General features: G+C 69.1%; 24 protein-coding genes. 17 read left to right on the forward strand and 7 right to left on the reverse strand.

Going from position 1 to position 20,956, the window contains the following annotated elements:
- Positions 1-70 precede the first annotated feature (70 nt).
- A complete protein-coding gene (locus Q0480_RS04225) occupies positions 71-553 on the reverse strand; it encodes an Lrp/AsnC family transcriptional regulator (RefSeq protein ID WP_299131059.1) in 483 nt (160 codons plus the stop codon).
- 138 nt (positions 554-691) lie between these two features.
- Here Q0480_RS04225 and cysG point away from each other — a divergent pair, with 138 nt between their 5' ends.
- From cysG to arfB, 7 genes are all read left to right on the forward strand, one after another.
- Positions 692-2,074: a siroheme synthase CysG gene (gene cysG / locus Q0480_RS04230; protein WP_299131060.1), complete on the forward strand. Its 1,383-nt coding sequence runs from the start codon at positions 692-694 to the stop codon at positions 2,072-2,074.
- Positions 2,074-2,388 carry a DUF2849 domain-containing protein gene (locus tag Q0480_RS04235; RefSeq protein WP_299131061.1) on the forward strand — a complete coding sequence of 105 codons (315 nt, stop codon included), beginning with the start codon at positions 2,074-2,076 and terminating at the stop codon, positions 2,386-2,388. The genes cysG and Q0480_RS04235 overlap by 1 nt, the downstream gene beginning before the upstream one ends.
- A complete protein-coding gene (locus tag Q0480_RS04240; RefSeq protein ID WP_299131062.1) occupies positions 2,381-4,042 on the forward strand; it encodes a nitrite/sulfite reductase in 1,662 nt (553 codons plus the stop codon). Before Q0480_RS04235 ends, Q0480_RS04240 begins: the two co-directional genes overlap by 8 nt.
- On the forward strand, positions 4,032-4,772 hold the full coding sequence (locus Q0480_RS04245) for a phosphoadenylyl-sulfate reductase (protein WP_299131063.1): 741 nt from the start codon (positions 4,032-4,034) through the stop codon (positions 4,770-4,772). The genes Q0480_RS04240 and Q0480_RS04245 overlap by 11 nt, the downstream gene beginning before the upstream one ends.
- Positions 4,773-4,785: 13 nt before the next feature.
- Complete coding sequence (locus Q0480_RS04250; RefSeq protein WP_299131064.1) at positions 4,786-5,220, forward strand: DUF934 domain-containing protein; 435 nt, start codon at positions 4,786-4,788, stop codon at positions 5,218-5,220.
- A 263-nt stretch (positions 5,221-5,483) separates the two neighbouring features.
- On the forward strand, positions 5,484-6,110 hold the full coding sequence (locus Q0480_RS04255) for a queuosine precursor transporter (RefSeq protein ID WP_299131065.1): 627 nt from the start codon (positions 5,484-5,486) through the stop codon (positions 6,108-6,110).
- Positions 6,111-6,375: 265 nt separating this feature from the next.
- On the forward strand, positions 6,376-6,798 hold the full coding sequence (arfB, locus tag Q0480_RS04260) for an alternative ribosome rescue aminoacyl-tRNA hydrolase ArfB (protein WP_299131066.1): 423 nt from the start codon (positions 6,376-6,378) through the stop codon (positions 6,796-6,798).
- Positions 6,799-6,949: 151 nt separating this feature from the next.
- Here arfB and Q0480_RS04265 read toward each other — a convergent pair whose 3' ends face one another.
- Positions 6,950-7,609, reverse strand: coding sequence for an NYN domain-containing protein (locus Q0480_RS04265; protein WP_299131067.1), 660 nt, complete (start codon positions 7,607-7,609; stop codon positions 6,950-6,952).
- Positions 7,610-7,822: 213 nt separating this feature from the next.
- Between Q0480_RS04265 and fghA the strand changes: the two genes are divergently transcribed.
- Positions 7,823-8,653 (forward strand): S-formylglutathione hydrolase, encoded by an 831-nt coding sequence (gene fghA / locus Q0480_RS04270; protein ID WP_299131068.1) that lies wholly within the window; start codon positions 7,823-7,825, stop codon positions 8,651-8,653.
- Entirely contained in the window at positions 8,650-9,096 is a 447-nt protein-coding gene (locus tag Q0480_RS04275) for a YaiI/YqxD family protein (RefSeq protein WP_299131069.1), read from the forward strand. Before fghA ends, Q0480_RS04275 begins: the two co-directional genes overlap by 4 nt.
- A 99-nt stretch (positions 9,097-9,195) precedes the next feature.
- Here Q0480_RS04275 and Q0480_RS04280 read toward each other — a convergent pair whose 3' ends face one another.
- The 4 genes from Q0480_RS04280 to Q0480_RS04295 all read right to left on the reverse strand — a co-directional run bounded on the left by Q0480_RS04280 (position 9,196) and on the right by Q0480_RS04295 (position 12,614).
- A complete protein-coding gene (locus Q0480_RS04280) occupies positions 9,196-9,990 on the reverse strand; it encodes a M48 family metalloprotease (RefSeq protein ID WP_299131070.1) in 795 nt (264 codons plus the stop codon).
- A gap of 7 nt (positions 9,991-9,997) precedes the next feature.
- Positions 9,998-10,798: a hypothetical protein gene (locus tag Q0480_RS04285; protein WP_299131071.1), complete on the reverse strand. Its 801-nt coding sequence runs from the start codon at positions 10,796-10,798 to the stop codon at positions 9,998-10,000.
- 62 nt (positions 10,799-10,860) lie between these two features.
- The gene (locus tag Q0480_RS04290) at positions 10,861-11,844 is read right to left on the reverse strand and encodes an SGNH/GDSL hydrolase family protein (protein WP_299131072.1); all 984 of its coding nucleotides are present in this window, start codon (positions 11,842-11,844) and stop codon (positions 10,861-10,863) included.
- Positions 11,845-11,906: 62 nt separating this feature from the next.
- Positions 11,907-12,614, reverse strand: coding sequence for a rhomboid family intramembrane serine protease (locus tag Q0480_RS04295; RefSeq protein WP_299131073.1), 708 nt, complete (start codon positions 12,612-12,614; stop codon positions 11,907-11,909).
- A gap of 225 nt (positions 12,615-12,839) precedes the next feature.
- On the opposite strand from Q0480_RS04295, the gene Q0480_RS04300 reads away from it, so the two are divergent.
- The 3 genes from Q0480_RS04300 to Q0480_RS04310 all read left to right on the forward strand — a co-directional run bounded on the left by Q0480_RS04300 (position 12,840) and on the right by Q0480_RS04310 (position 14,693).
- Complete coding sequence (locus Q0480_RS04300) at positions 12,840-13,574, forward strand: SDR family oxidoreductase (RefSeq protein ID WP_299131074.1); 735 nt, start codon at positions 12,840-12,842, stop codon at positions 13,572-13,574.
- A complete protein-coding gene (locus Q0480_RS04305; protein WP_299131075.1) occupies positions 13,571-13,693 on the forward strand; it encodes a hypothetical protein in 123 nt (40 codons plus the stop codon). The genes Q0480_RS04300 and Q0480_RS04305 overlap by 4 nt, the downstream gene beginning before the upstream one ends.
- A 157-nt stretch (positions 13,694-13,850) precedes the next feature.
- Positions 13,851-14,693 carry a fumarylacetoacetate hydrolase family protein gene (locus Q0480_RS04310; RefSeq protein ID WP_299131076.1) on the forward strand — a complete coding sequence of 281 codons (843 nt, stop codon included), beginning with the start codon at positions 13,851-13,853 and terminating at the stop codon, positions 14,691-14,693.
- 66 nt (positions 14,694-14,759) lie between these two features.
- Here the strand turns inward: Q0480_RS04310 and Q0480_RS04315 are convergent, their stop codons facing one another.
- Complete coding sequence (locus Q0480_RS04315) at positions 14,760-16,151, reverse strand: L-serine ammonia-lyase (RefSeq protein WP_299131077.1); 1,392 nt, start codon at positions 16,149-16,151, stop codon at positions 14,760-14,762.
- 160 nt (positions 16,152-16,311) lie between these two features.
- Here Q0480_RS04315 and rpiA point away from each other — a divergent pair, with 160 nt between their 5' ends.
- The 5 genes from rpiA to Q0480_RS04340 all read left to right on the forward strand — a co-directional run bounded on the left by rpiA (position 16,312) and on the right by Q0480_RS04340 (position 20,855).
- The gene (gene rpiA / locus Q0480_RS04320) at positions 16,312-17,091 is read left to right on the forward strand and encodes a ribose-5-phosphate isomerase RpiA (protein WP_299131078.1); all 780 of its coding nucleotides are present in this window, start codon (positions 16,312-16,314) and stop codon (positions 17,089-17,091) included.
- Positions 17,088-18,440 (forward strand): glutathione-disulfide reductase, encoded by a 1,353-nt coding sequence (gor, locus tag Q0480_RS04325; RefSeq protein ID WP_299131079.1) that lies wholly within the window; start codon positions 17,088-17,090, stop codon positions 18,438-18,440. Before rpiA ends, gor begins: the two co-directional genes overlap by 4 nt.
- A gap of 86 nt (positions 18,441-18,526) precedes the next feature.
- Positions 18,527-19,690 carry an FtsH protease activity modulator HflK gene (gene hflK, locus Q0480_RS04330; protein WP_299131080.1) on the forward strand — a complete coding sequence of 388 codons (1,164 nt, stop codon included), beginning with the start codon at positions 18,527-18,529 and terminating at the stop codon, positions 19,688-19,690.
- Entirely contained in the window at positions 19,690-20,637 is a 948-nt protein-coding gene (locus Q0480_RS04335) for a protease modulator HflC (protein ID WP_299131081.1), read from the forward strand. The genes hflK and Q0480_RS04335 overlap by 1 nt, the downstream gene beginning before the upstream one ends.
- 17 nt (positions 20,638-20,654) lie before the next feature.
- The gene (locus Q0480_RS04340; RefSeq protein WP_299131082.1) at positions 20,655-20,855 is read left to right on the forward strand and encodes a DUF2065 domain-containing protein; all 201 of its coding nucleotides are present in this window, start codon (positions 20,655-20,657) and stop codon (positions 20,853-20,855) included.
- Positions 20,856-20,956: the final 101 nt, after the last annotated feature.

Raw genomic sequence — 20,956 nt, forward strand, 5'->3', positions numbered from 1 at the left:
GATGTCCGAAGGGGGCGGGTGTCTGATCGCGGGATAGCCGCCGCGTCGCGGGGGTGCAATGGCGCAGCCCTCAGGCCTCGCCGGCAAGCGGGTGGATCGGCAGCGCGGTGGTGCTCTTGATGACTTCCATCGACAGCGACGAGGTGACGTTGAAGATGCTGACCTCCTTGATCAGTGCGCGGTAGAAATCGTCGTAGGCGCGGGCGTTCGGCACCTGAACCTTGAGGATATAGTCGATGTCGCCGGCGAGCCGGTGCGCCTCGATCACCTCGGGGCGGGAGCGGACGGCGCGCAGGAACTGGTCGAGCCAGTTCGCGTCGTGCTGGGAGGTGCGGATCAGCACGAAGAAGCAGCTTTCGAGCCCGAGCTTCTCGGGGTCGAGCAACGCCACCTCCGCGCGGATCACGCCCGCCGCCTTGAGCTTGCGGATCCGATTCCAGACCGGGGTCTTGGACGCGCCGACCCGACGGGCGATTTCGTCAAGGGAAAGGCTTGAATCCCGTTGCAGGAGCGAAAGAATGTTCCGATCCAGTTCGTCGAACACCGCGGTCATTCCGCTTTCTCCAGCATCACGAGGGGTTCGTTCTTGAGTTTCGTCACAGGCGGAACAATCGCCTTATTTTCAGCCGGACATTGAAGAAAATAGGGAAAAAGTTCTATATGGAACCTGGAACGCAGGGACAAGCGGGTTATGCGGCATTTTCCGGTCTTCGTCGACCTTCGCGGTCGGCGCATAGTGGTTTCCGGCGCGGGTGACATCGCGGTCGCGAAGTTGCGCCTGCTGCTGCGGACCGAGGCCGGGATCAGCGTCTTCGGCACGGATCCGGACCCGGCGGTGCTCGGCTGGGCGGCGCGCGGCCTGATCGCCTTCGAGGCGCGGCCGATCCACGCCGGCGACGCCGAGGGCGCCGTCCTGCTCTATGGCGCGAACGGCGACGCCGCCGAGGATGCGCGGGCGGCGACGATCGGCCGGGCGGCCGGGGCGCTGGTCAATATCGTAGACGATCTCGAAGGCAGCGCCTTCATTACCCCCGCGATCGTCGATCGCGATCCGGTAACGGTGGCGATCGGCACCGAAGGCGCGGCGCCGGTTCTGGCGCGCAAGATCAAGGCCGAGATCGAGGCGCTGCTGCCGGCGGCGCTCGGCCGGCTGGCGCGGGTCGGGCAGGGGTTCCGCGCGCGGCTCGAGGCGCTGGACGGCAAGGCGCGGCGGCTGTTCTGGACCCGGTTCTATTTCGAGGACGGCCCGCGCGCCATCGCCGACGGCGAGGCGGCGGCGCGGGCGGCGCTGGAGCGGCTGGCGGCGGAGGGCGTCGATGGCGCGCGCGAGGGCTTCGTGCACCTGATCGGCGCGGGACCGGGCGACCCGGAATTGCTGACGCTGCGGGCGCGGCGCCTGTTGCACGAGGCGGACGTGGTGATCCACGATCGGCTGGTGCCGGCGGCGATCCTGGAGCTTGCGCGGCGCGAGGCGCTGATCCTCGACGTCGGCAAGACCCCCTATGGCGCGTCCTGGAAACAGGCGGACATCGACGCGCTGATCGTCGCCCAGGCGCGGAGTGGCGCCACCGTCGCGCGGCTGAAGGGCGGCGACCCGGCGATCTTCGGTCGGCTGGACGAGGAGATCGAGGCCCTGGAGGCGGCCGGTATCGGCTATGCCGTGGTGCCGGGCGTGACGACATCGAGCGCGGCGGCGGCGGCGATCGGCCAGTCGCTGACCCGGCGCGGCCGCAATTCGAGCTTTCGCGTGCTGACCGGCCATGACGTCGATGGCTTCGCCGATCAGGACTGGCGCGCGCTGGCGAAGCCGGGTGCCACGGCGGCGATCTACATGGGCGTGAAGGCCTCGCGCTTCCTGAGCGGCCGGCTGCTGATGCATGGCGCGGCGGCGGATACGCCGGTGACCGCGATTGAAAACGTCAGCCGGCCCGGGCAGCGGGTGTTCGCGACGACCCTCGTCGACCTGCCCCGGGCGCTCGGCGAGGCGCGGACCGACGGGCCGGTGATGATTCTCTATGGACTGGAGCCACGGGCCGCGACGGCGGCGCTGAGCCAAGTGAAGGAGGCGCTCTGATGGCGCGCGTGTTCAAGCCGCTGATGGCGACCGCCAACGACCTGCTGGAAGGCGATGTCGTCTATTTCACCGGGAACGGGGACTGGTCCCGCCATATCGCGGAATCCGCGCTCGCCACCAATCAGGAGGCGGCGGACGATCTGCTGCGTCGCGCGTCGGCCTTTCCGAACCAGGTGGTCGGCGTCTATCTGGTGGAGGCGGCGCTCGATGCGCGCGGTCGCGCCGCGCCGGCGCATTTCCGCGAGGTGTTCCGCACCCGCGGCCCTTCCAACTACCCTGAGCATGGCCGGCAGGCGGAGCGTTCCGATGTATAGTTATTCCGATTTCGACCGCGATTTCGTCAATGCCCGCGTCGCCGAGTTCCGCGACCAGGTCGAGCGTCGGCTGACCGGTAGCCTCAGCGAGGACGAGTTCAGGCCGTTGCGGCTGATGAACGGCCTCTATCTGCAGCTCCATGCCTACATGCTGCGCGTGGCGATCCCCTATGGCACGCTCAATTCCACCAAGATGCGGCGGCTCGCCGATATCGCCGAACGCTGGGACAAGGGCTACGGCCATTTCACCACGCGCCAGAACATCCAGTACAACTGGCCGAAGCTGCGCGAAGTGCCGGACATTCTGGAGGCGTTGGCCGAGGTCGAGATGCATTCGATCCAGACCAGCGGCAACTGCATCCGCAACGTGACCGCTGATCATTTCGCCGGCGCCGCCGCCGACGAGATCGAGGATCCGCGGCCCACCGCCGAGCTGATCCGGCAATGGTCGACCGACCATCCGGAATTCGCCTGGCTGCCGCGCAAGTTCAAGGTCGCGGTGACGGGCTCGCCGCATGACCGCGCTGTCACGAAATCGCATGACATCGGCCTCAGGATGGTCCGCGACGAGGCGGGTGAACCGGGCTACGAGGTCTCCATCGGCGGCGGATTGGGACGGACTCCGATGATCGGCAAGGTGGTGCGGGAGTTCCTGCCCAAGGCCGATCTGCTGGCCTATCTGGAAGCGATCCTGCAGGTCTACAATCTGGGCGGGCGGCGCGACAACAAGTTCAAGGCGCGCCTGAAGATCCTGGTGCATGAGGAGACGCTGGAAAACGTCCGGGCCAAGGTCGAGGCGGCCTTCGCCGCGAACCAGGCCCTGCTGCCCCGGGTCTCGCCCGCGCTGGTCGCCGATATCGAGGCGGCCTTCGCGCCTCCGGCGTTCGAGCCGGCGCTCGACATGGCGCCGGCGCTGAGCGCGGGCCTGCGCGCCTGGATCGACACCAACGTCGCCGAGCACAAGCTGGCGCATTACGCCATCGTGACGATCTCGCTGAAGCCGATCGGCGGCACGCCGGGCGATGCGACGGCCGAACAGATGCGGGTCATGGCCGATCTCGCCGAGGAATTCGGCCATGACGAGCTCCGCGTCAGCCACGAGCAGAACGTGATCCTGCCGCATGTGCCGCGCCGGCACCTCGCCACCATCTACGCGCGGCTGCGCGCGGCGGGGCTCGGCACGGCTAACGTCGGGCTGATCTCGGACATCATCGCCTGCCCGGGGATGGACTATTGCGCGCTGGCGACCGCGCGCTCGATCCCGGTCGCGCAGGAGATCGCCGAGACCTTCGCCGACCTCGACAGACAGCGCGACATCGGGCCGCTCAAGATCAAGATCTCGGGCTGCATCAACGCCTGCGGGCATCACCATGTCGGCCATATCGGCATCCTCGGGCTCGATCGGGCCGGGGTGGAGAACTATCAGGTGACGCTCGGCGGCGACGGCACGGAAACCGCCGCCATCGGCGAGCGGGCGGGCCCCGGCTTTTCGGCCGAGGAGCTGGTGCCGGCGATCTCGCGGCTGATCGAGGCCTATCTCGACCAGCGGCTGGAGCCGGGAGAGACTTTTCTGCAGGCATATCGTCGCCTCGGGGCCGAGCCGTTCAAGGCCGCGCTCTATCCGGCGCAGGAGGCGCGGTCCGATGCGGCTTGAACGGGATGGTGAACTGGTCGGCCTCGCGGTCGATCGCGTCGGGGCGCTGAATCTCGACTACGAGGACGCGCATCCGCGCGACGTGCTGGCGGGCGTGCTCGACGAATTCCCCGGCCGGACGGCGATGGTTTCGTCCTTCGGGGCGGACGCCGCCGTGTTGCTGCATCTGGTGTCGCAGGTCGACCGAGCCGCGCCGGTGCTGCTGGTCGATACGCTGATGCTGTTCGAGGAAACGCTGAAATATCAGCGCGAGCTGTCGGCGCATCTCGGCCTGACGAATGTTCAGCATGTGCGGCCGAACCCGGTCGATCTGGCGCGGGTCGATCCTGACTGGACGCTGAACCGGACCGACCAGGACGCCTGCTGCGACGTGCGCAAGGTGCTGCCGCTGGAACGGGCGCTGGAGCCCTATTCGGTGCTGATCACCGGGCGCAAGCGCTTCCAGGCCAGCACGCGCGCCGCGCTGGCCACCTTCGAAGCGGATGGGGCGCGGCTAAAGGTGAACCCGCTGGCCGGCTGGACCGCGCGGGACCTGTCGGACTACATGACCGCGCATGATCTGCCGCGGCATCCGCTGGTCGCCAGGGGCTATCCCTCGATCGGCTGCGCGCCCTGCACCACCAAGGTCGCACCCGGAGAGGATCCGCGCGCGGGCCGTTGGCGCGGCAGCGACAAGGTGGAATGCGGTATCCATTTCGGCGCCGACGGCCGGATCCTGCGGGCGTCGTGAGGGGAGAGCGGGCATGAGCGTTCTGGTAAGGGACGAGGGATTCGTCGCCGACGACCTCGCGAATGTGCATTTCCTGGCGCTCGATGCGCTGCTGGAGGCGTCCGACGCGGATTTCGCGGGCGAGCAGGCGGTCGAACTGGCTGTCGATTTCCCGAACGACCGCGACCCGGCGGAACTGGCGCCCTGGCTCGGCCGGGTCGCCGTCGTGCGGGTCGCCTTTCCGGCGATGGGCGACGGCCGCGGCCTCTCGATCGCGCGGCGGCTGCGGGCGATGGGCTATTCGGGTCGGCTGCGCGCGGCTGGCCCGATGATCGTCGATCAGGTCCGCGCCGCGCGCCGGGTGGGCTTCGACGAGATCGAGTTGCCCGAGGGCGTGGCGAACCGCCAGCCGGAGGCATTGTGGAAGGCCGCGCCCGCCGCGTCCTACCGCGCGCGGGTCTTCGGCTGAGAGGCTGTCTGGAAATTCGGCGGCGGAGGTCCGGCGAGGGATTTTGTGTCCCGGCAGGAGGTCATGGGGGGCAATATCGGGGATATTGGTCCTCGTGACCAACGCACCGGGGCGCGAAAGGACCCGCCGGACCGACCCGTCCGTGTTTCCAAACAGCCTCTGACGTCACTGGACCCCGGACCGGCTTTCGGGATATGCGAGCCGCGTCGCGCGCTAGCGCGGCGGAAGTCTCCGCGACCTTCCTGAAAAAACGGATCCCGACCATGAACAGAACCCTGCTGGCGGGCACGGTCGCGATGGCGATCGTCGTGCTTGCCTCGAATATCCTCGTGCAGTTTCTCGTCGGCGACTGGCTGACCTGGGGCGCCTTCACCTATCCCTTCGCCTTTCTCGTGACCGACCTGATGAACAGGCTTCAGGGGCCGGCGGCGGCGCGGCGGGTGGTCTATGCCGGCTTCGTCACCGGCCTCGTCTGCAGCGTGATCGGCACCCAGATCGTCGGCGAATTCGGGCCGCTGGTCAGCCCGCGCGTGGCGGCCGCCTCGCTGACCGCCTTCCTGCTCGGCCAACTGCTCGACATCACCGTCTTCAACCGGCTGCGTCGCGGCGTCTGGTGGCGCGCGCCGCTGGTTTCGAGCGTACTGGGCAGCGCGGTCGATACGCTGGCGTTCTTCACCATGGCCTTTTCGGCGAGCCTCGCCTTTCTCGCGCCCGGTGTCGATGTCGCCTGGGCGAACGAGCCGGTGGCGATGCTCGGCCGGGGGCCGGTCCTGCCGCTGTGGATCAGCCTCGCCGTCGCCGATTTCGGTGTGAAACTCGCCATCGCCGTTTTCGCGCTGGCGCCGTTCCGCGCGCTGGTCTGGCAATATCGGGCGGGAGCCGCGAAATAGTTCTTGCGTTTCGAAACGGTGGTGGCACCATGAACGCAACCGCAACAACTGGAAGGAGGTGATCCAATGTCTGAACGGACCTTGGAGCTTTTGGTCGTGTCAATGCGTGGGGTGACCGTCTGAGGGGCAGACCCCTCCGACCAGGGTGACCGACGCTTGGCGTTGAGCCGGACCGGCCAACCTCCAAGCCCAACCGATCCGAGGGGTCGCGGTGTTCCGCGGCCCCTTTCCGTTGCAGATTCCGCCCTTGCCATCGGATCTTCCCATGTTGCGCATCACCGACGAGATTGTCCTCCAGGACTGGGAACTGGCCGAGAGCTTCGTCCGCTCCTCGGGGCCGGGGGGGCAGAATGTGAACAAGGTCTCGACCGCCGTGGAACTGCGGTTCGAGGCGGAACGCTCGCCGAACCTTCCGGCGGAGGTGAAGGCGAGGCTGCGGCGACTCGCCGGCTGGCGCTGGTCGGGCGAGGGCGCGCTGATCGTCACGGCGGAGACCCATCGCAGCCAGGCGATGAACCGCGTCGAGGCGCGGGACAAGCTGCGCGACCTCATCCTCCGCGCGCTGGAGCGGCCGAAACCCCGGCGCGCCACCCGCCCGACGCTCGGCTCGGTGCGGCGGCGGCTGGATGCCAAGGCGCGGCGGGGGGTGGTGAAGGCCGGGCGCGGGCCGGTGGACGACGACGTCTGAACCGGGCGCCGGTTGTGGCCGGGGCGGCGCGGCCTTTGCCGCGCCACCGGAGCGCGCGGGTGCGCGCGAGTCTTTTGCTTGTTTTCCAACTGTTGTCGGAAAACGACTGCTCTCCAGGTTAGCAAACCTGAATGAAACCGGGGCGCCGGGGCTATTCGGCGGCGATCAGGCGCGGCGTCGGGCGGGGTCGGACGATACGGTCGGCGCCGACCACGAACTCCGTGCACCGGCCGACGACGACGCCAAGCTTGCCGGGGCCGTATGAGCCGGGCACGTAGCCGAGCCGACGCAGCACGTTTCCGAGTTCGGCGATCGTCATTCCATCACGCGCGGGGTTCTCGTTCAACGCGCGTCGGATCAGGCTGACCAGGGACGGAGGCGCGGGTGCCACCACCGGGGCGGCGGCGACGACGCGGGGCGGAGCGGGCAGCACGGTAAAGCCGGAGCAGGCGGCGCGGAGCGCGGCGGGTGGTTCGAGATGCGAGAAGCCGTGGCAGAGAACCCCGACCTCGCGTGCCCGGTAGGCCAGCGCCGTGAAATCGCTGTCGCCTGAGACGAGGCAAAGCCCGTCGATCGCGCCGGAACGCATGAGGTCCATCGCCTCGATCACCAGTGCGATGTCGGCGGCGTTCTTGCCGCAGGGCAGCACGAGGCGCGGCTCGATCGCGAGCGCCTCGAGGCTGACGCGCCAGTTCTGGAATGCTCCGGCCGCGCCGTAGGCCCGGCGAATCCGCGGCTCGCCGAAGGACGCCGCCTCGAAGATAACGCGCATGGCGATGGAGGCCGGCACGTTCTCGGCATCGATCAGCACGGCGAGGCGGCGTGTCGCGGGGGGTGGAGTTGGACCAATTGGCATCGGGTGTCGGGTGCGATCTTCGGCTAAGGGTTGCGGATAGGAGATCGTGGCCCGACGACGGGCGTCTGGCAATTTCCTTGCGATGACAGGATTAATCGCCTTCGCAGTCGACGCGCCCGCGGGGGCGGTGCTATTGCCGGCGCGCGAGGTCGATGGGGAGATCAAGCGATGGAAACCATTTCGGAGAACGCCGCGTTCGGGGGCGTGCAAGGGGTCTACAAACACGCGTCGGAGGCTTGCGGCTGCGACATGACCTTCGCGGTCTATCTGCCCCCGCAGGCCAAGGATGGGCCGGTGCCCGTGCTCTGGTATCTCTCGGGTCTGACCTGCACCCATGAGAATGCGATGGTGAAGGCCGGGGCGCAGGGCTGGGCCGCGCGCGAGGGGCTGGCGCTGGTCTTTCCCGACACCTCGCCGCGCGGCGCCGATATCGCCAATGACGAGGCCTTCGACCTCGGGCAGGGCGCCGGGTTCTATGTCGATGCGACCGAGAAACCCTGGGCGCCACATTTCCGGATGTGGAGCTATGTTACCGAGGAACTGCCTGGCCTCGTCTTCCGGAATTTCGAGCTCGAGGAGGGGGCGCAGGGCATCACCGGCCATTCGATGGGCGGGCACGGCGCGCTGACGATCGCGCTCACCTGTCCCGACCGGTTCCGCTCGGTCTCGGCTTTCGCGCCGATCGCCAATCCGACCGAGTCGGACTGGGGCCGCAAGCAGTTCGCGGCCTATCTCGGCGCCGAGGGGCCGGCCTGGGCGCGGCACGACGCGAGCCTTCTGCTCCGGGAAAAGGGCTGGAAGGGTACGATCCTCGTCGATCAGGGCACCAGTGACCAGTTCCTCGACAAGCTGCGGCCCGGCGCGCTGATGGCGGCCGTCGCCGAACGCAAGCAGGCGGCCGTGCTGCGGATGCAACCGGGGTACGACCACAGCTATTTCTTCGTCTCGAGCTTCATGGAGGATCATGTCGTCTTCCATGCCGAGGCGCTGCTCGCGTGATCTATGTCGACGCCGACGCCTGCCCGGTGCGGGACGAGGCGGTGCGCGTCGCCGAGCGGCACGGGGCGCCGCTCACCTTCGTCGCCAATGGCGGCATCCGGCCGAGCCGGCATCCCCTGGTGCGGATCGTGGTGGTCGAGGCCGGGGCCGACGCGGCCGACAAGTGGATCGCAGAGCGGATCGGGCCGGGTGACATCTGCGTCACCGCCGACGTGCCGTTGGCCGCGCGCTGCGTCGAGGCCGGGGCGCGGGTGATCGGCCACGACGGCTCGGCCTTCACACCCGGCAACATCGGCGATCGGCTGTCTATGCGCGATCTGATGGCCGACCTGCGCGCCGCCGACCCGTTCAGGCAGGGCGGCAACAAGGGTTTTCGTCCCGCCGATCGGGCCCGGTTCCTGGAGGCGCTGGAGCGCGAGTTGCGAGCCGTCGGCCGAAGCTAGAGCAATCTCCAACCAGACCGGATCGTCTGGTGGTCAGGATATTGCGCTAAATCAAGACTCTGGAGCGGTTGAGCCGGCTCTGCGGGATCGGACTCCACTCTAGAACAGCCCTTCCGCGTATTCCGGCCGCGGGTCCAGGCCGGCGGCCTTCTGGCGGCGGATCTCGGCGGCGACGCGGGCCACCGTCGCCATGCGCTGGGCGGAGGCCGGATGCGTCGAGAGGAGCGCGCCGCCGCCGGCGAGCGCGGGGCTGGTGAAGAGCAGCGCCCCGCGCTCCGGATCGTAGCCCGCGCGCGCGGCGATGAAGGCGCCGAGCGTGTCGGCTTCGAGCTCATAGGTCTGGCTGTAGGCGCGGCCGCCGACCGCGGCGCCGAGATCCATCGCCTGCTGAACCGCCTCGTCGCTCGCACCCATTCCGCCGTAGCCGCCAGCCGCGACCACGAGGCCGCCCATGACCATGGCGCCGAGGATGCTCTGCTGCTGCTGCTTGCTGATATGCTGGGCGATCTGGTGGCTCGCCTCGTGGCTCAGCACGAAGGCGATCTCGTCGTCGCTCGTCATCTGGTCGAGCAGGGCGGCGCTGACCACGATGATCGGCCGACCCTCGTCATTGAGCGTCTGGAAGGCATTCGGCGGCATGCGCGGATCGGTTTCGAGCCCGATGGCGAAATCGCAGGACTTGCCGGCGCCGCCGCGCTCCTCGCGGCAGAATTTCTCGGCCACCGGCTCGACCCGCGCGGCGACGCGGCGAAAGTCGGCCGGGGTGCGCGCCTTGCCGCCGGTCCGTTGGGCGACCGGCGCGGCCGGGGCGGCGCCGTCGGCGACCGGTACCTGATAGGTCGTGCCGCAGGCGGCGAGCAGCAGGCAGAGGGCGGCGGCGACGTTTCTCGACATGGGCTTCCTACTCCGGGTTCCGGCGCAGATTTCCGGTCTCGCCGCCCGACTGTCCAGTCCCGGAACCGTGATCGGTCCATGCGACGCGCCCGGCGAGCGCTCGGGCGGGATCCCGCCCCTCGAAGGCGGCCGCGAGAAACGGCCCGAGCACCCCCGCCGCCTTCAGCCCGGCGGCCGCGTCGTGGCCAAGGCCCCGGACCACCAGATGCCGCGCGTTGGGCGGCGCCGGAAAGCGCGACCAGTGCGCGCGTTCCGCCGGCCCGTCGCCGTTCATCGTGACATAGCGCGTCCGCGCGTTGAACCGGCCTGCCAGCGACGGGAAGCGGAAGTCCTCGATCGCGGCGACATAGTCCCGCCACCGGCTCTCGCCCGGCACCACCCCGGGCATGACGCTGAATTGCGGCGCGAAGGCGACGCAGGTTTCCATGGCGACGAAGTTCGACATCAGGATCGCGTTGAAGCCACCCATGCTGTTGCCGAGCCCGAGGATCCGGGCGCCGGGCGCCAATGGTGCGACAAGCTCCGCGACGCGGGCGAAATCGACGCGGTTGCCCCAGCTGCGGGTCTTGTCGAAGACGAAGGCCGAGGCGGCGCCGAGCGACGCCATGGTGCCGACGAACTCGGCCCGCTGGGTGTCGATGCCGCCGAGCGCGTGGCCGACCCCGGTGAAGCAGAGGACGAGCGTCCGGGCCGCCGGCCGGTCGATCGCCGTCACCTTCAGCGCCGCGTCCTCATGCAGAAGCCGCTGTGCGCTCGGTTTCGGGTCGCGAAGGCCGAGGCGGCCGAGTAGCGCGCGGGCGGGTTTCATCACGACCTCGGGGTGGCGTCACACGCACAGGTTGCATGAAGCCACCACCGAAGTCGAGGGGATCAGCGCCGCCGGGCCACCACCGCGAGTCCGCCAATGGCGACGATCAGCAAACCGGCCGCGCCCGGCAACGGGATCGGCGCCACGGGGGCGCTCATCGAGGCGACCGCGGAGGCGTCACCGGCGTTGATCTGGTCCAGCGCCGCCTCGGAGAGCTGTTCGTGGACGACGAAATTCGGATGGATGTCGTCGAAGAACGCGCGATAGCGCCCCTGCCGGGTGGAGCAGGGGTTGTCGTCCTCGTCGAGGCAGGGCGTCGTCACGTCGCGTACGCCATAGGCGCGCGGGTTCTCGACCAGCGCGTTGAAGAGGGCGTAGGCGCTGACCTTGCGCACGGTCGTCCCGTCCTGACGCAAGGCGATGATCTCGCGCCGCAGCTGGCGGTTGAAGGCCTTCACCCCGGCCGTCGCGGCACGTGCGCCGGAGGGATCGCCACGGAATTGCGGGATTGCCCCGAGGTTGGGCAGATCGAAGATCAGGAAATCCTCGACCCCGCTCCGCGCCAGCAGCGCGGCGGTGTCGCCCACCGCCTGCGCCGCCGCTCGCCCGACCCGGACCGAACGGCTGGCGCCGTCGGTGTTCAGGATGTCGTTGCCCCCGGCCCAGAGCGCCAGAAGTGGCCGGTCGCCCCTGCGCGCATCGTCGAGCGAGCGATAGCGCGTGGCCTGGGCGCGCAGGTCGGGAATGCCGTCGTTCGTGGTGCGCGCCGTCGCCCCGCCCCAGGCATGGTTGCCGGTCGGCAGCCCTTCCGCGCGGAAGGCGTCGGCCACATGCTCGGCCCAGACCGGCCCGTTGGAAAAGCGACCGCGGTAGTAGGGCGGGCTTTTCGGCACCTGATGAAAGCTGGTGCGATAGACGTTGCCGATGTCGCTGAGGCTGTCGCCGAGCACGTGAAAGCTGGTGTAGTCGACCGTGGCGCCGGTGGCCGGCCCGATCGCCGCGAGGGCGAGCCCCGCCCCGAGAACGGCCCCGAACAAAGCGCGCATCGCAGTTCCTCCCCCGCCGGTTTTTCGAAGAAGTAGAGGAACTGGCGTACAAGGCAATCGTGTCAGTCGGCGGAGCCATTGTTTTCCGCGGTAGCGCGGCGCGAATCCGCTCGCGAGCGCAGCGCGGCGGCGTGCCGGTTTTCCAGCACCACGCCATAGCCGAGCCCGGCGAGAAAGCCGCCGAGATGCGCTTCCCAGGCCAGCATGCCGCCGAGGCCGACATACATCACGACATTGATCCCGATCAGCACCAGCACCCGGCGCCAGACCGGGCTGGCCGGGACCCCGGCCGCCCGGTGCCGGCGGTAGTCCCAGACCGTCCAGACCCCGAGGAAGGCGAAAACCGCGCCCGAAGCGCCGACCATCGGCGCCGGGCTGGACGAGAGCAGGCCGAAGGCCGCGCCGCCCGCCACCGCGCCGACGAAGAAGATCGGCAGGATGGTTCCCGCGCCGTAGCGGTCGCCGACGAAGCGACCGAGTGCCAGCAGCACAGCCATGTTCATCGCCATATGCAGGAAGCCGCCGTGCAGCAGCGCGTGGCTGAGGAACATCGTCACCGGCTGCGCCTGGTAGAGCGGTTGGGCGCCGTGGAGCAGGCTCGCCCAGAAGGCGCCCGAGCGCAGCACCCGCATCCTGAGCGAGGGGTCGAAGACATAGCCGGCGTCGGCGGCGGTCAGCAGCAGCTCGACGCCCGCGATGACGAAAAACAGCGTGAGCAGGCTCCGCGGCAGCGGCTTGTGGACATAGGGCTTGCGCTCGGGGACGGTCATCGGAACCTTCGGGATCGCGGAAACGCCGCCATGCTGCGCAGCCGCCGCCGTCGGCGCAAGCGGAAACGCGGTCCGGTCCCGGCGCCCGGATCAGGCGTGGGAGAGGGCGGCGGGTGGTCGCGGGTCATCGCGCCAGCGCCGCGTTTCGATCGAAGGTGACGAACGGGCTTGTATCGATTCATGTCCGGACCGATAGCCGATGGAAAACAAGCAAGGGGAGCAAACATGCGACTCAAGGGTCGGACGATTCTCGTCACCGCCGCCGGTCAGGGCATCGGCCGGGCCAGCGCCATCGCCTGCGCCGCCGAAGGGGCCCGCGTCATCGCAACCGATCTGCGCGCCGACCTGCTCGACGGGCTCGGCATGGAGACACGGGCGCTCGACGTCACCGACGCGGCGGCGGTCGCGGCGCTGGTGGCCGAGATCGGGCCGCTCGACGGGCTCTTCAATTGCGCGGGCGTCGTGCATGGCGGCACGCTGGCCGAGGTGACGGACGACGACTGGGATTTCGCCTTCGCCCTCAATGTCACGGCGGCGATGCGGCTGACCCGCGCCTGCCTGCCCGGCTTGCTGGCGCGGGCGGCGGAAACCGGGGACGCCAGCGTGCTGAACATGGCCTCGATGGCTTCCTCGATCAAAGGCTTCCCCAACCGCTGCGTCTACGGCGCGACCAAGGCGGCCGTGATCGGCCTCAGCAAGTCGATCGCCGCCGACCATGTGAGGCAAGGCCTGCGCTGCAACGCGCTTTGCCCCGCCACCGTCGATACGCCGAGCCTGCGCGGGCGTATCGCCGCGGCCGCCGATCCGGTCCAGGCCGAGAAGGACTTCATCGCCCGCCAGCCGATGGGCCGCCTCGCAACGGTCGAGGATATCACGCCGATGGTCGTCTATCTCCTCTCGGGCGAGAGCCGCTTCGTCACCGGACAGGCGGTCCTCGTGGATGGCGGGGTGACGATTTGATCGCCAAGGCGTATCACGAGCGGGTCCGTATCGACGCGATCGGCAAAGGATCCTGGATATCCGGCAAGGCGGCGACGACCCGCCGCGATCCGGAAATCGCGGCTGAGTTCCGCGCCTGAGGGGCGGGTCGCGGCACATTGGTCGCTCTTGCCTCCCGCCAGGCACGCGGAGCTACTGGACGACGGATCAATGCCTTGACCAGGATCGCTTCTCGCGATCCCTGGCAAGGCGGGGGAGTTCGCGCGCCTCTTCGGCATCGGGATGGGGGATGGGGAAATGAAACTGCTTCGCTTCGGCCCGAAGGACCAGGAACGGCCCGGGCTGCTCGACGCCGGCGGCCGCCTTCGCGATCTCTCCGCGCATGTCGAGGATATCGCCGGCGACGCGTTGCTGCCCGAGGGGTTGGCGCGGCTGGCCGCGATCGATCCCGACAGCCTGCCGCTGGTGACGGGCGATCCCCGAATTGGCCCCTGCGTCGGCCGGATCGGCAAGTTCATCTGCATCGGCCTCAACTATGCGGATCACGCCGCCGAGTCGGGACTGGCCGTGCCCACCGAGCCGGTGGTGTTCAACAAATGGACCAGCGCCATCTGTGGCCCGAACGATGATGTCGAGATTCCGCGCGGCTCGAAGAAGACCGACTGGGAGGTCGAGCTCGGCGTCGTGATCGGCAAGGGCGGCCGCTACATCGAGGAGGCCGACGCGCTGTCGCATGTCGCAGGCTTCTGCGTCGTCAACGACGTCTCCGAGCGCGAATGGCAGATCGAGCGCGGCGGCACCTGGGACAAGGGCAAGGGTTGCGACACCTTCGGTCCGATCGGTCCCTGGCTGGTAACGCCGGACGAGGCGGGCGACGTGCACAATCTCGGCATGTGGCTCGACGTGGACGGGCGCCGCCGGCAGACCGGCTCGACCTCGAGGATGATTTTCGGGGTGCCGACCCTCATCGCCTACCTGACGCGGTTCCTGTCGCTGCGGCCCGGCGACGTGATCTCGACCGGCACGCCGCCGGGCGTCGGGTTGGGGCAGAAGCCGCCGACCTATCTTCACGGCGGCGAGGTGATGCGGCTGGGGATAGACGGGCTCGGCGAACAGACGCAGCGGGTGGTGCGCGCCTGACCCGGATCGCCGGCCGGCGGGCGCGGCGATGTCGCTTCCGCCGCGCCGTCGGGGAGCCGTCGCGCATCAGCAGGCGGGGACGTTGACGGCGAGGCCGCCGAGGGAGGTTTCCTTGTAACGCTGGTCCATGTCCCGGCCGGTCTGGCGCATGGACTCGATACAGGCATCGAGCGAGACGAGATGCTGGCCGTCGCCGCGCAGCGCGAGGCTGGCGGCCGAGACGGCCTTGATCGCGCCCATGCCGTTGCGCTCGATGCAGGGCACCTGCACGAGGCCGGCGATCGGGTCGCAGGTCATGCCGAGATGATGCTCGAGCGCGATCTCCGCCGCGTTCTCGACCTGGGCCGGGGTGCCGCCGAGCACGGCGGCGAGGCCGGCGGCGGCCATGGCGGCGGCGCTGCCGACCTCGCCCTGGCATCCGACCTCGGCGCCCGAGATCGAGGCATTGGACTTGATGAGGCCGCCGATCGCCGCGGCGGTCAGCAGGAAATCGGCCATGGCCGAGGCGCTGGCGCCCGGCACATGGTCGAGGAAATAGCGCAAGGCCGCGGGGATGACACCCGCCGCGCCGTTGGTGGGCGCGGTCACGACCTGCGCCCCGGCGGCGTTCTCCTCGTTGACGGCCATCGCATAGACCGAGATCCAGTCGTTGATCGTGTGCGGCGCGGTCAGGTTCCGTCCGCGCTCGGCGAGGAGGCGGGCGTGGATGTCGCGCGCGCGGCGTCGCACCTTGAGGCCGCCGGGCAGGATGCCCTCGCCCTTCAGCCCCTGGTCGACGCAATCGGACATCACCGCCCAGAGCCGGGCGAGGCCCTTGTCGATCTCCGCCTCCGAGCGCCGGGCGCGTTCGTTGGCAAGTTGCAGCGACGCGATGGTCTTTCCGGTCGCCCGGGTGTGGGAGAGCAGTTCAGCGGCGCTGCGGAACGGGTAGGGCACGGGGGCGGCCCCGGTGTCGGTCGGCGGATGGGCGAGCTCGCGCGCCGTCACCACGAAGCCGCCGCCGACCGAATAGTATGTCTCTTCCATATAGAGGTTGCCGGCGGCGTCCCAGGCCGAGAGGATCATGCCGTTGGCATGGCCGGGCAGCGGCGGGCCATAGTCGAAGACGAGGTCGCGGGCCGGGGCGAAGGCGAGGTCGGGCAGGCCCGGCGGCTGAATCCGGCCGGTCTCGGTGATGCGGGCCAGCGTCTCGGCGGCGCGGGCGGCGTCGAAGGCGGCGGGCTCGAATCCGGCGAGGCCGAGGATCACGGCGCGGTCGGTGGCATGGCCCTTGCCGGTAAAGGCGAGGCTGCCGCGCAGGCGACAGCCGAGGCGCGCCATCTCGCCCGAGCCCGGGATCCTGTCGGCGCCGTCCCGGAGGCTTGCGAGAAAACGGGCGGCGGCGACCATCGGCCCGACCGTGTGGCTGGAGGAGGGGCCGACGCCCACCTTGAAGATATCGAAAACGCTGAGGAACATGGGATGCGCGTCCTCTCTTGTCCGCCCCGCATTAGACGGCGTCGCCGGGCGCGATGTCCGGCCAAATACGACGCTTCGCGGGTCGGTCGCGGGCAAAGCGCCTTTCGGCCGGCGGACTTTCACCCTATATACCCGCCGGAGCCCGCCCGGAGAACCGACGATGTCCGCACTCGATCCCGCCGCCGCCGATCTCGCCAAGCGCGCCGCCGCGGCGCGGGCGGTCTCGATGGTCGCCGAGGGAATGCGGGTCGGCCTCGGTTCCGGTTCGACCTCGGCCTGGTTCACGCGACTGCTCGCGGAGCGGATGGCGGCGGAGGGGTTGCGGGTGACGGCGGTCCCGACTTCGAGCGGGACGGCGCGGCTGGCGGCGGAGCTCGGTGTGCCGCTGACGCGGATCGAGGCGGTGGGGCGGCTCGATCTGACGGTGGACGGCGCGGACGAATTCGATCCGGCGCTGAACCTGATCAAGGGCGGCGGAGCGGCGCTGCTGCAGGAAAAGATCGTCGCGGCGGCGAGCGCGCGGCTCGTCATCATCGCCGATCCGGTCAAGCGCGTGCCGCGGCTCGGGGCGTTTCCGCTGCCGGTCGAGGTGGTGCGCTTCGGCTGGCCGGTGACGCGGAAGGCGATTGAGGACGCGCTGGCGCCGCTCGGGCTCGCCGGACGGCGGACGAGCGTTCGGCAGGGCGCCGCGGGGCCGCTCGTCACCGACGAGGGGCATCACATCATCGACCTGCATCTTGGCGAGATACCGGATGTGCCGGCTCTGGCGGCGGCGCTGACGGCGATCCCCGGCGTCGTGGAACATGGGCTTTTCGTCGGCATGGCCGACTGCGTGATCCTTGGTTATCCGGACGGATCCGCCGAGGTCCTGAACCGGCTCGGCGTGGCGCCGCAGGCGGTGATCGATATCGACGCGGAAATGCGAGACGAAGACGCATGAGCGGGTTCGACTTTGATCTCTTCGTGATTGGCGCCGGGTCGGGCGGTGTGCGTGCCGGGCGCGTCGCGGCCGAGGCGGGGGCGCGGGTCGGCGTGGCGGAGGAATACCGCTACGGCGGTACCTGCGTGATCCGGGGATGCGTCCCGAAGAAGCTGATGGTCTATGCCAGCGCCTTTTCCGACGCGTTCGAGGACGCGGCCGGCTTCGGCTGGGATGTCGGACCGGCGCGGTTCGACTGGGCGCGCTTCATCGCGGCGAAGAACGTGGAGATCGCGCGACTGGAGCAGGTGTATCACGCGGCCCTGACCCGGGCGGGCGCGCAGCCCTTCGCCGCGCGCGCGACGATCCTCGATCCACATCGGGTCCGTCTTTCGACCGGCGCGGAATATTCGGCCAAGCATATCCTGATCGCGACCGGCGGGCGGCCGGTGGTGCCGGACATTCCGGGCGCGGAACTCGGTGTCACCTCGAACGAGATGTTCGGGCTCGCGGCGCAACCGGCGCGGATGATGATCGTCGGCGGCGGCTACGTGGCCTGCGAATTCGCGGGCATCATGAACGGCCTCGGCACACGGGTCCGGCAGGTCTATCGCGGAGCCCAGATCCTGCGCGGATTCGACGACGACCTGCGCGATCACGTCGCGGACGCGATGCGGGCGCGCGGCGTCGCGCTGGATGTCGAGCGCGATGTGGCACGGATCGACCGGGAGGGCGACGGGCTTCGCGTCACGCTCGACGATGGGGAGACCGAGACCGTCGATCTCGTGATGTTCGCGACGGGGCGGGAGCCGAACACCGCGGGACTGGGGCTCGGGGAACTCGGCGTTCACCTCGGTCGCGGGGGCGCGATCGAGGTCGACGCCTGGTCGCAGACGGCCGTTCCCTCGATCTTCGCGGTGGGCGACGTGACGGCGCGGGCGCAGCTGACGCCGGTGGCGATCCGCGAGGGGCAGGCCTTCGCCGACACGATCTTCGGCGACAAGCCCACCCGCCCGGATCATTCGCTGATCCCGACAGCCGTCTTCACCCAGCCGGAGATCGGCACCGTCGGCCTGACCGAGACGGAAGCCCGGAGCCGGGGGCCGGTGGCGATCTATCGGACGGTGTTCCGGCCGATGCTGAACGTGCTCGCCGGCAGGGAGGAACGGGTTCTGATGAAGCTGGTCATCGACGCGATGAGCCGAAAGGTGCTCGGCTGCCACGTCTCGGGACACGCGGCGGGCGAAATGATCCAGCTCGCGGCGGTCGCGATCCGCATGGGCGCGACCAAGGAGGATTTCGACGCCACCATGGCCGTGCATCCCACCGCGGCCGAGGAGCTGGTCACGATGCGGGCGGCGGTGGCCTGAGCCCAACTCCTTGAATTCGGCGTGGCAGGGGACACCTGACACACGCTAGTCTTGAACCGGAAAAGAAAACAGGAGCGTGGAGGCGGATGCCCTATAGCAACAACGGCGGTCCCTGGGGTGGCGGCGGCGACAACAAGGGCGGCGGCCGCGGTCCGTGGGACGGCGGCGACAAGGGCGACCGCGGTGGCGACAAGGGCAACCGGCCGGGCGGCCAGCCCCCGGTGCCCGATATCGACGAGATCGTGCGCAAGGGGCAGGAGCAGCTGAAGATCCTGATGGGCGGCGGCCGGACAGGCGGCGGGCGGGGTGGTGGCTCCGGTGGCGGACTGAGCCGGCGTGGCCTGATCTGGATCGTCGGCGGCGCGGCCTTCGCCTTCTGGCTGTTCATGTCCGTCTACACGGTCCGGCCCGAGGAGCAGTCGGTCGAACTGACCCTTGGCCAGTGTCGGGGCGACTGTATCGGCAATCCCGGCCTCAATTTCGCGCCCTGGCCGATCGTCACCCACGAGATCATCCCCGTCACCCGCGAGAACAACGAGGAGATCGGGTCCGGCACCGTGCGCGGCACACGCGCGGGCCTGATGCTGACCGGCGACGAGAACATCGTCGATATCACCTTCGAGGTGGTCTGGAACGTGCGGGACGCCGCGCAGTATCTCTTCAACCTCTCGGATCCCCAGTCGACCATCCAGGCCGTGTCGGAATCGGCGATGCGCGAGGTTGTGTCGCGCTCCGAACTGTCGCCGATCCTGAGCCGGGACCGCGGCGTGATCGCGCAGGAGGTGCAGGAACTGATCCAGAAGACCCTCGACGAGTATAATTCCGGAGTGAACATCGTCCGCCTCAACTTCGACCGCGCCGATCCGCCGGCCGAGGTGATCGACAGCTTCCGCGAGGTGCAGGCGGCGCGTCAGGAGCGCAGCACACTGCAGAACCGCGCCGACGCCTATGCCAACGAGCGGCTCGCCTCGGCGCGCGGACAGTCGGCGCAGACGCTTCAGGAGGCCGAGGGATATCGCGCGCAGGTGGTGAACGCCGCGACCGGCGAGGCCAGCCGCTTCACGGCGGTGCAGCAGGAATATGCCAAGGCGCCCGATGTCACCCGTGAGCGCCTGTATCTGGAGACGATGGAGAACGTGTTCGGCAATGTGCAGACCTTCCTGATGGATACGGACAGCGCGAACGGGACGGGCATCGTGCCCTACCTGCCGCTGAATGAGCTACGCCGCCCGGCGGAGGGGCAGAAGTGATGGGCCGTCTTCCAATCCTCATCGCGGTGCTGGTGGGCGCCGTGTTCCTGCTGCTGAACTCGGTTTTCACGGTGGACGAGCGCGAGAAGGCGATGGTGCTGCAGTTCGGGCAGGTGAAAGCGGTGAAGGAGGAGCCCGGTCTCGCCTTCAAGATCCCCTTCATCCAGAATGTGGTCTATTACGACAGCCGCATTCAGGGGCTCGACACCAACCCGCTGGAAGTAACTCCGCTCGACGACCGACGGCTGATCGTGGACGCCTTCGCGCGCTGGCGGATCGCGAATGTGGAGCAGTTCCGTCGGGCGGTCGGCGTCGGCGGCATGACCGCTGCGAGCCAGCGGCTTGAGGCGATCCTGAATGCCAATGTGCGCGAGGTGCTGGGTTCGGTGCCGTCCGAGGCCGTGCTCTCGGCCGATCGGGTCGGGCTGATGAATCGCATTCGCGACCAGGCGATCGCCGAGGGCCGGGCGCTCGGCGTCGAGATCATCGACGTGCGGCTGAAGCGGGCCGATCTGCCGGAACAGAACCTGACCGCGACCTTCGAGCGAATGAAGGCCGAGCGCGAGCGCGAGGCCGCGGACGAACGGGCCCGAGGCAACGAGGCGGCGCAGCGGGTTCGGGCGCAGGCCGACCGCACGGCGATCGAGCTGGTCTCGGAGGCAGATCGCGATGCGAACATTATCCGCGGTGAATCCGATGCCGAGCGCAACCGGATCCTGGCCGAGGCCTATTCGGCGGATCAGGAGTTCTTCGCCTTCATCCGGTCGATGGACGCCTATCGCAAGGCGATGCAGGGCAACAACACCACGATGATGGTCGAGCCGAACAGCGAGTTCTTCAACTATCTTCACTCGCCCCGTGCCCGCCGACCGGATCCGGACGCGCCGGGCGCCCTGCCGACGCCGCCGTCCGCGTCCGAGGCGACCGGCGCCGACGCGGGTGGTTGAGCGAGACGGGTGCGCGCGTGCCTGATGGCGCGGTTTGGGGGGTCGTCTTCGGCCTCGGCTTCGTGGCCATCGTCGAGGGGCTGGTCCTCGCGCTGGCCCCGTCGCATCTGCGCGCGGTGCTGGAAATGCTGGAGCGTCTGGACCGCGAGGCGCGGCGTGCGATCGGCCTGACCGCCGTGACCATCGGCGTCGCGTTGATCTGGATCGCGCATGGATAGTGCGTGTATAGTCGAAGTCATGAAACATTCGTCACGTCGCCGTGACGGCACAAAGGCGTGACTTGCATAGACGCTGGAAAGAATTCAACTGACGGCAGTGC

The organism is uncultured Amaricoccus sp. (assembly GCF_937891315.1).
GTDB lineage: Bacteria > Pseudomonadota > Alphaproteobacteria > Rhodobacterales > Rhodobacteraceae > Amaricoccus.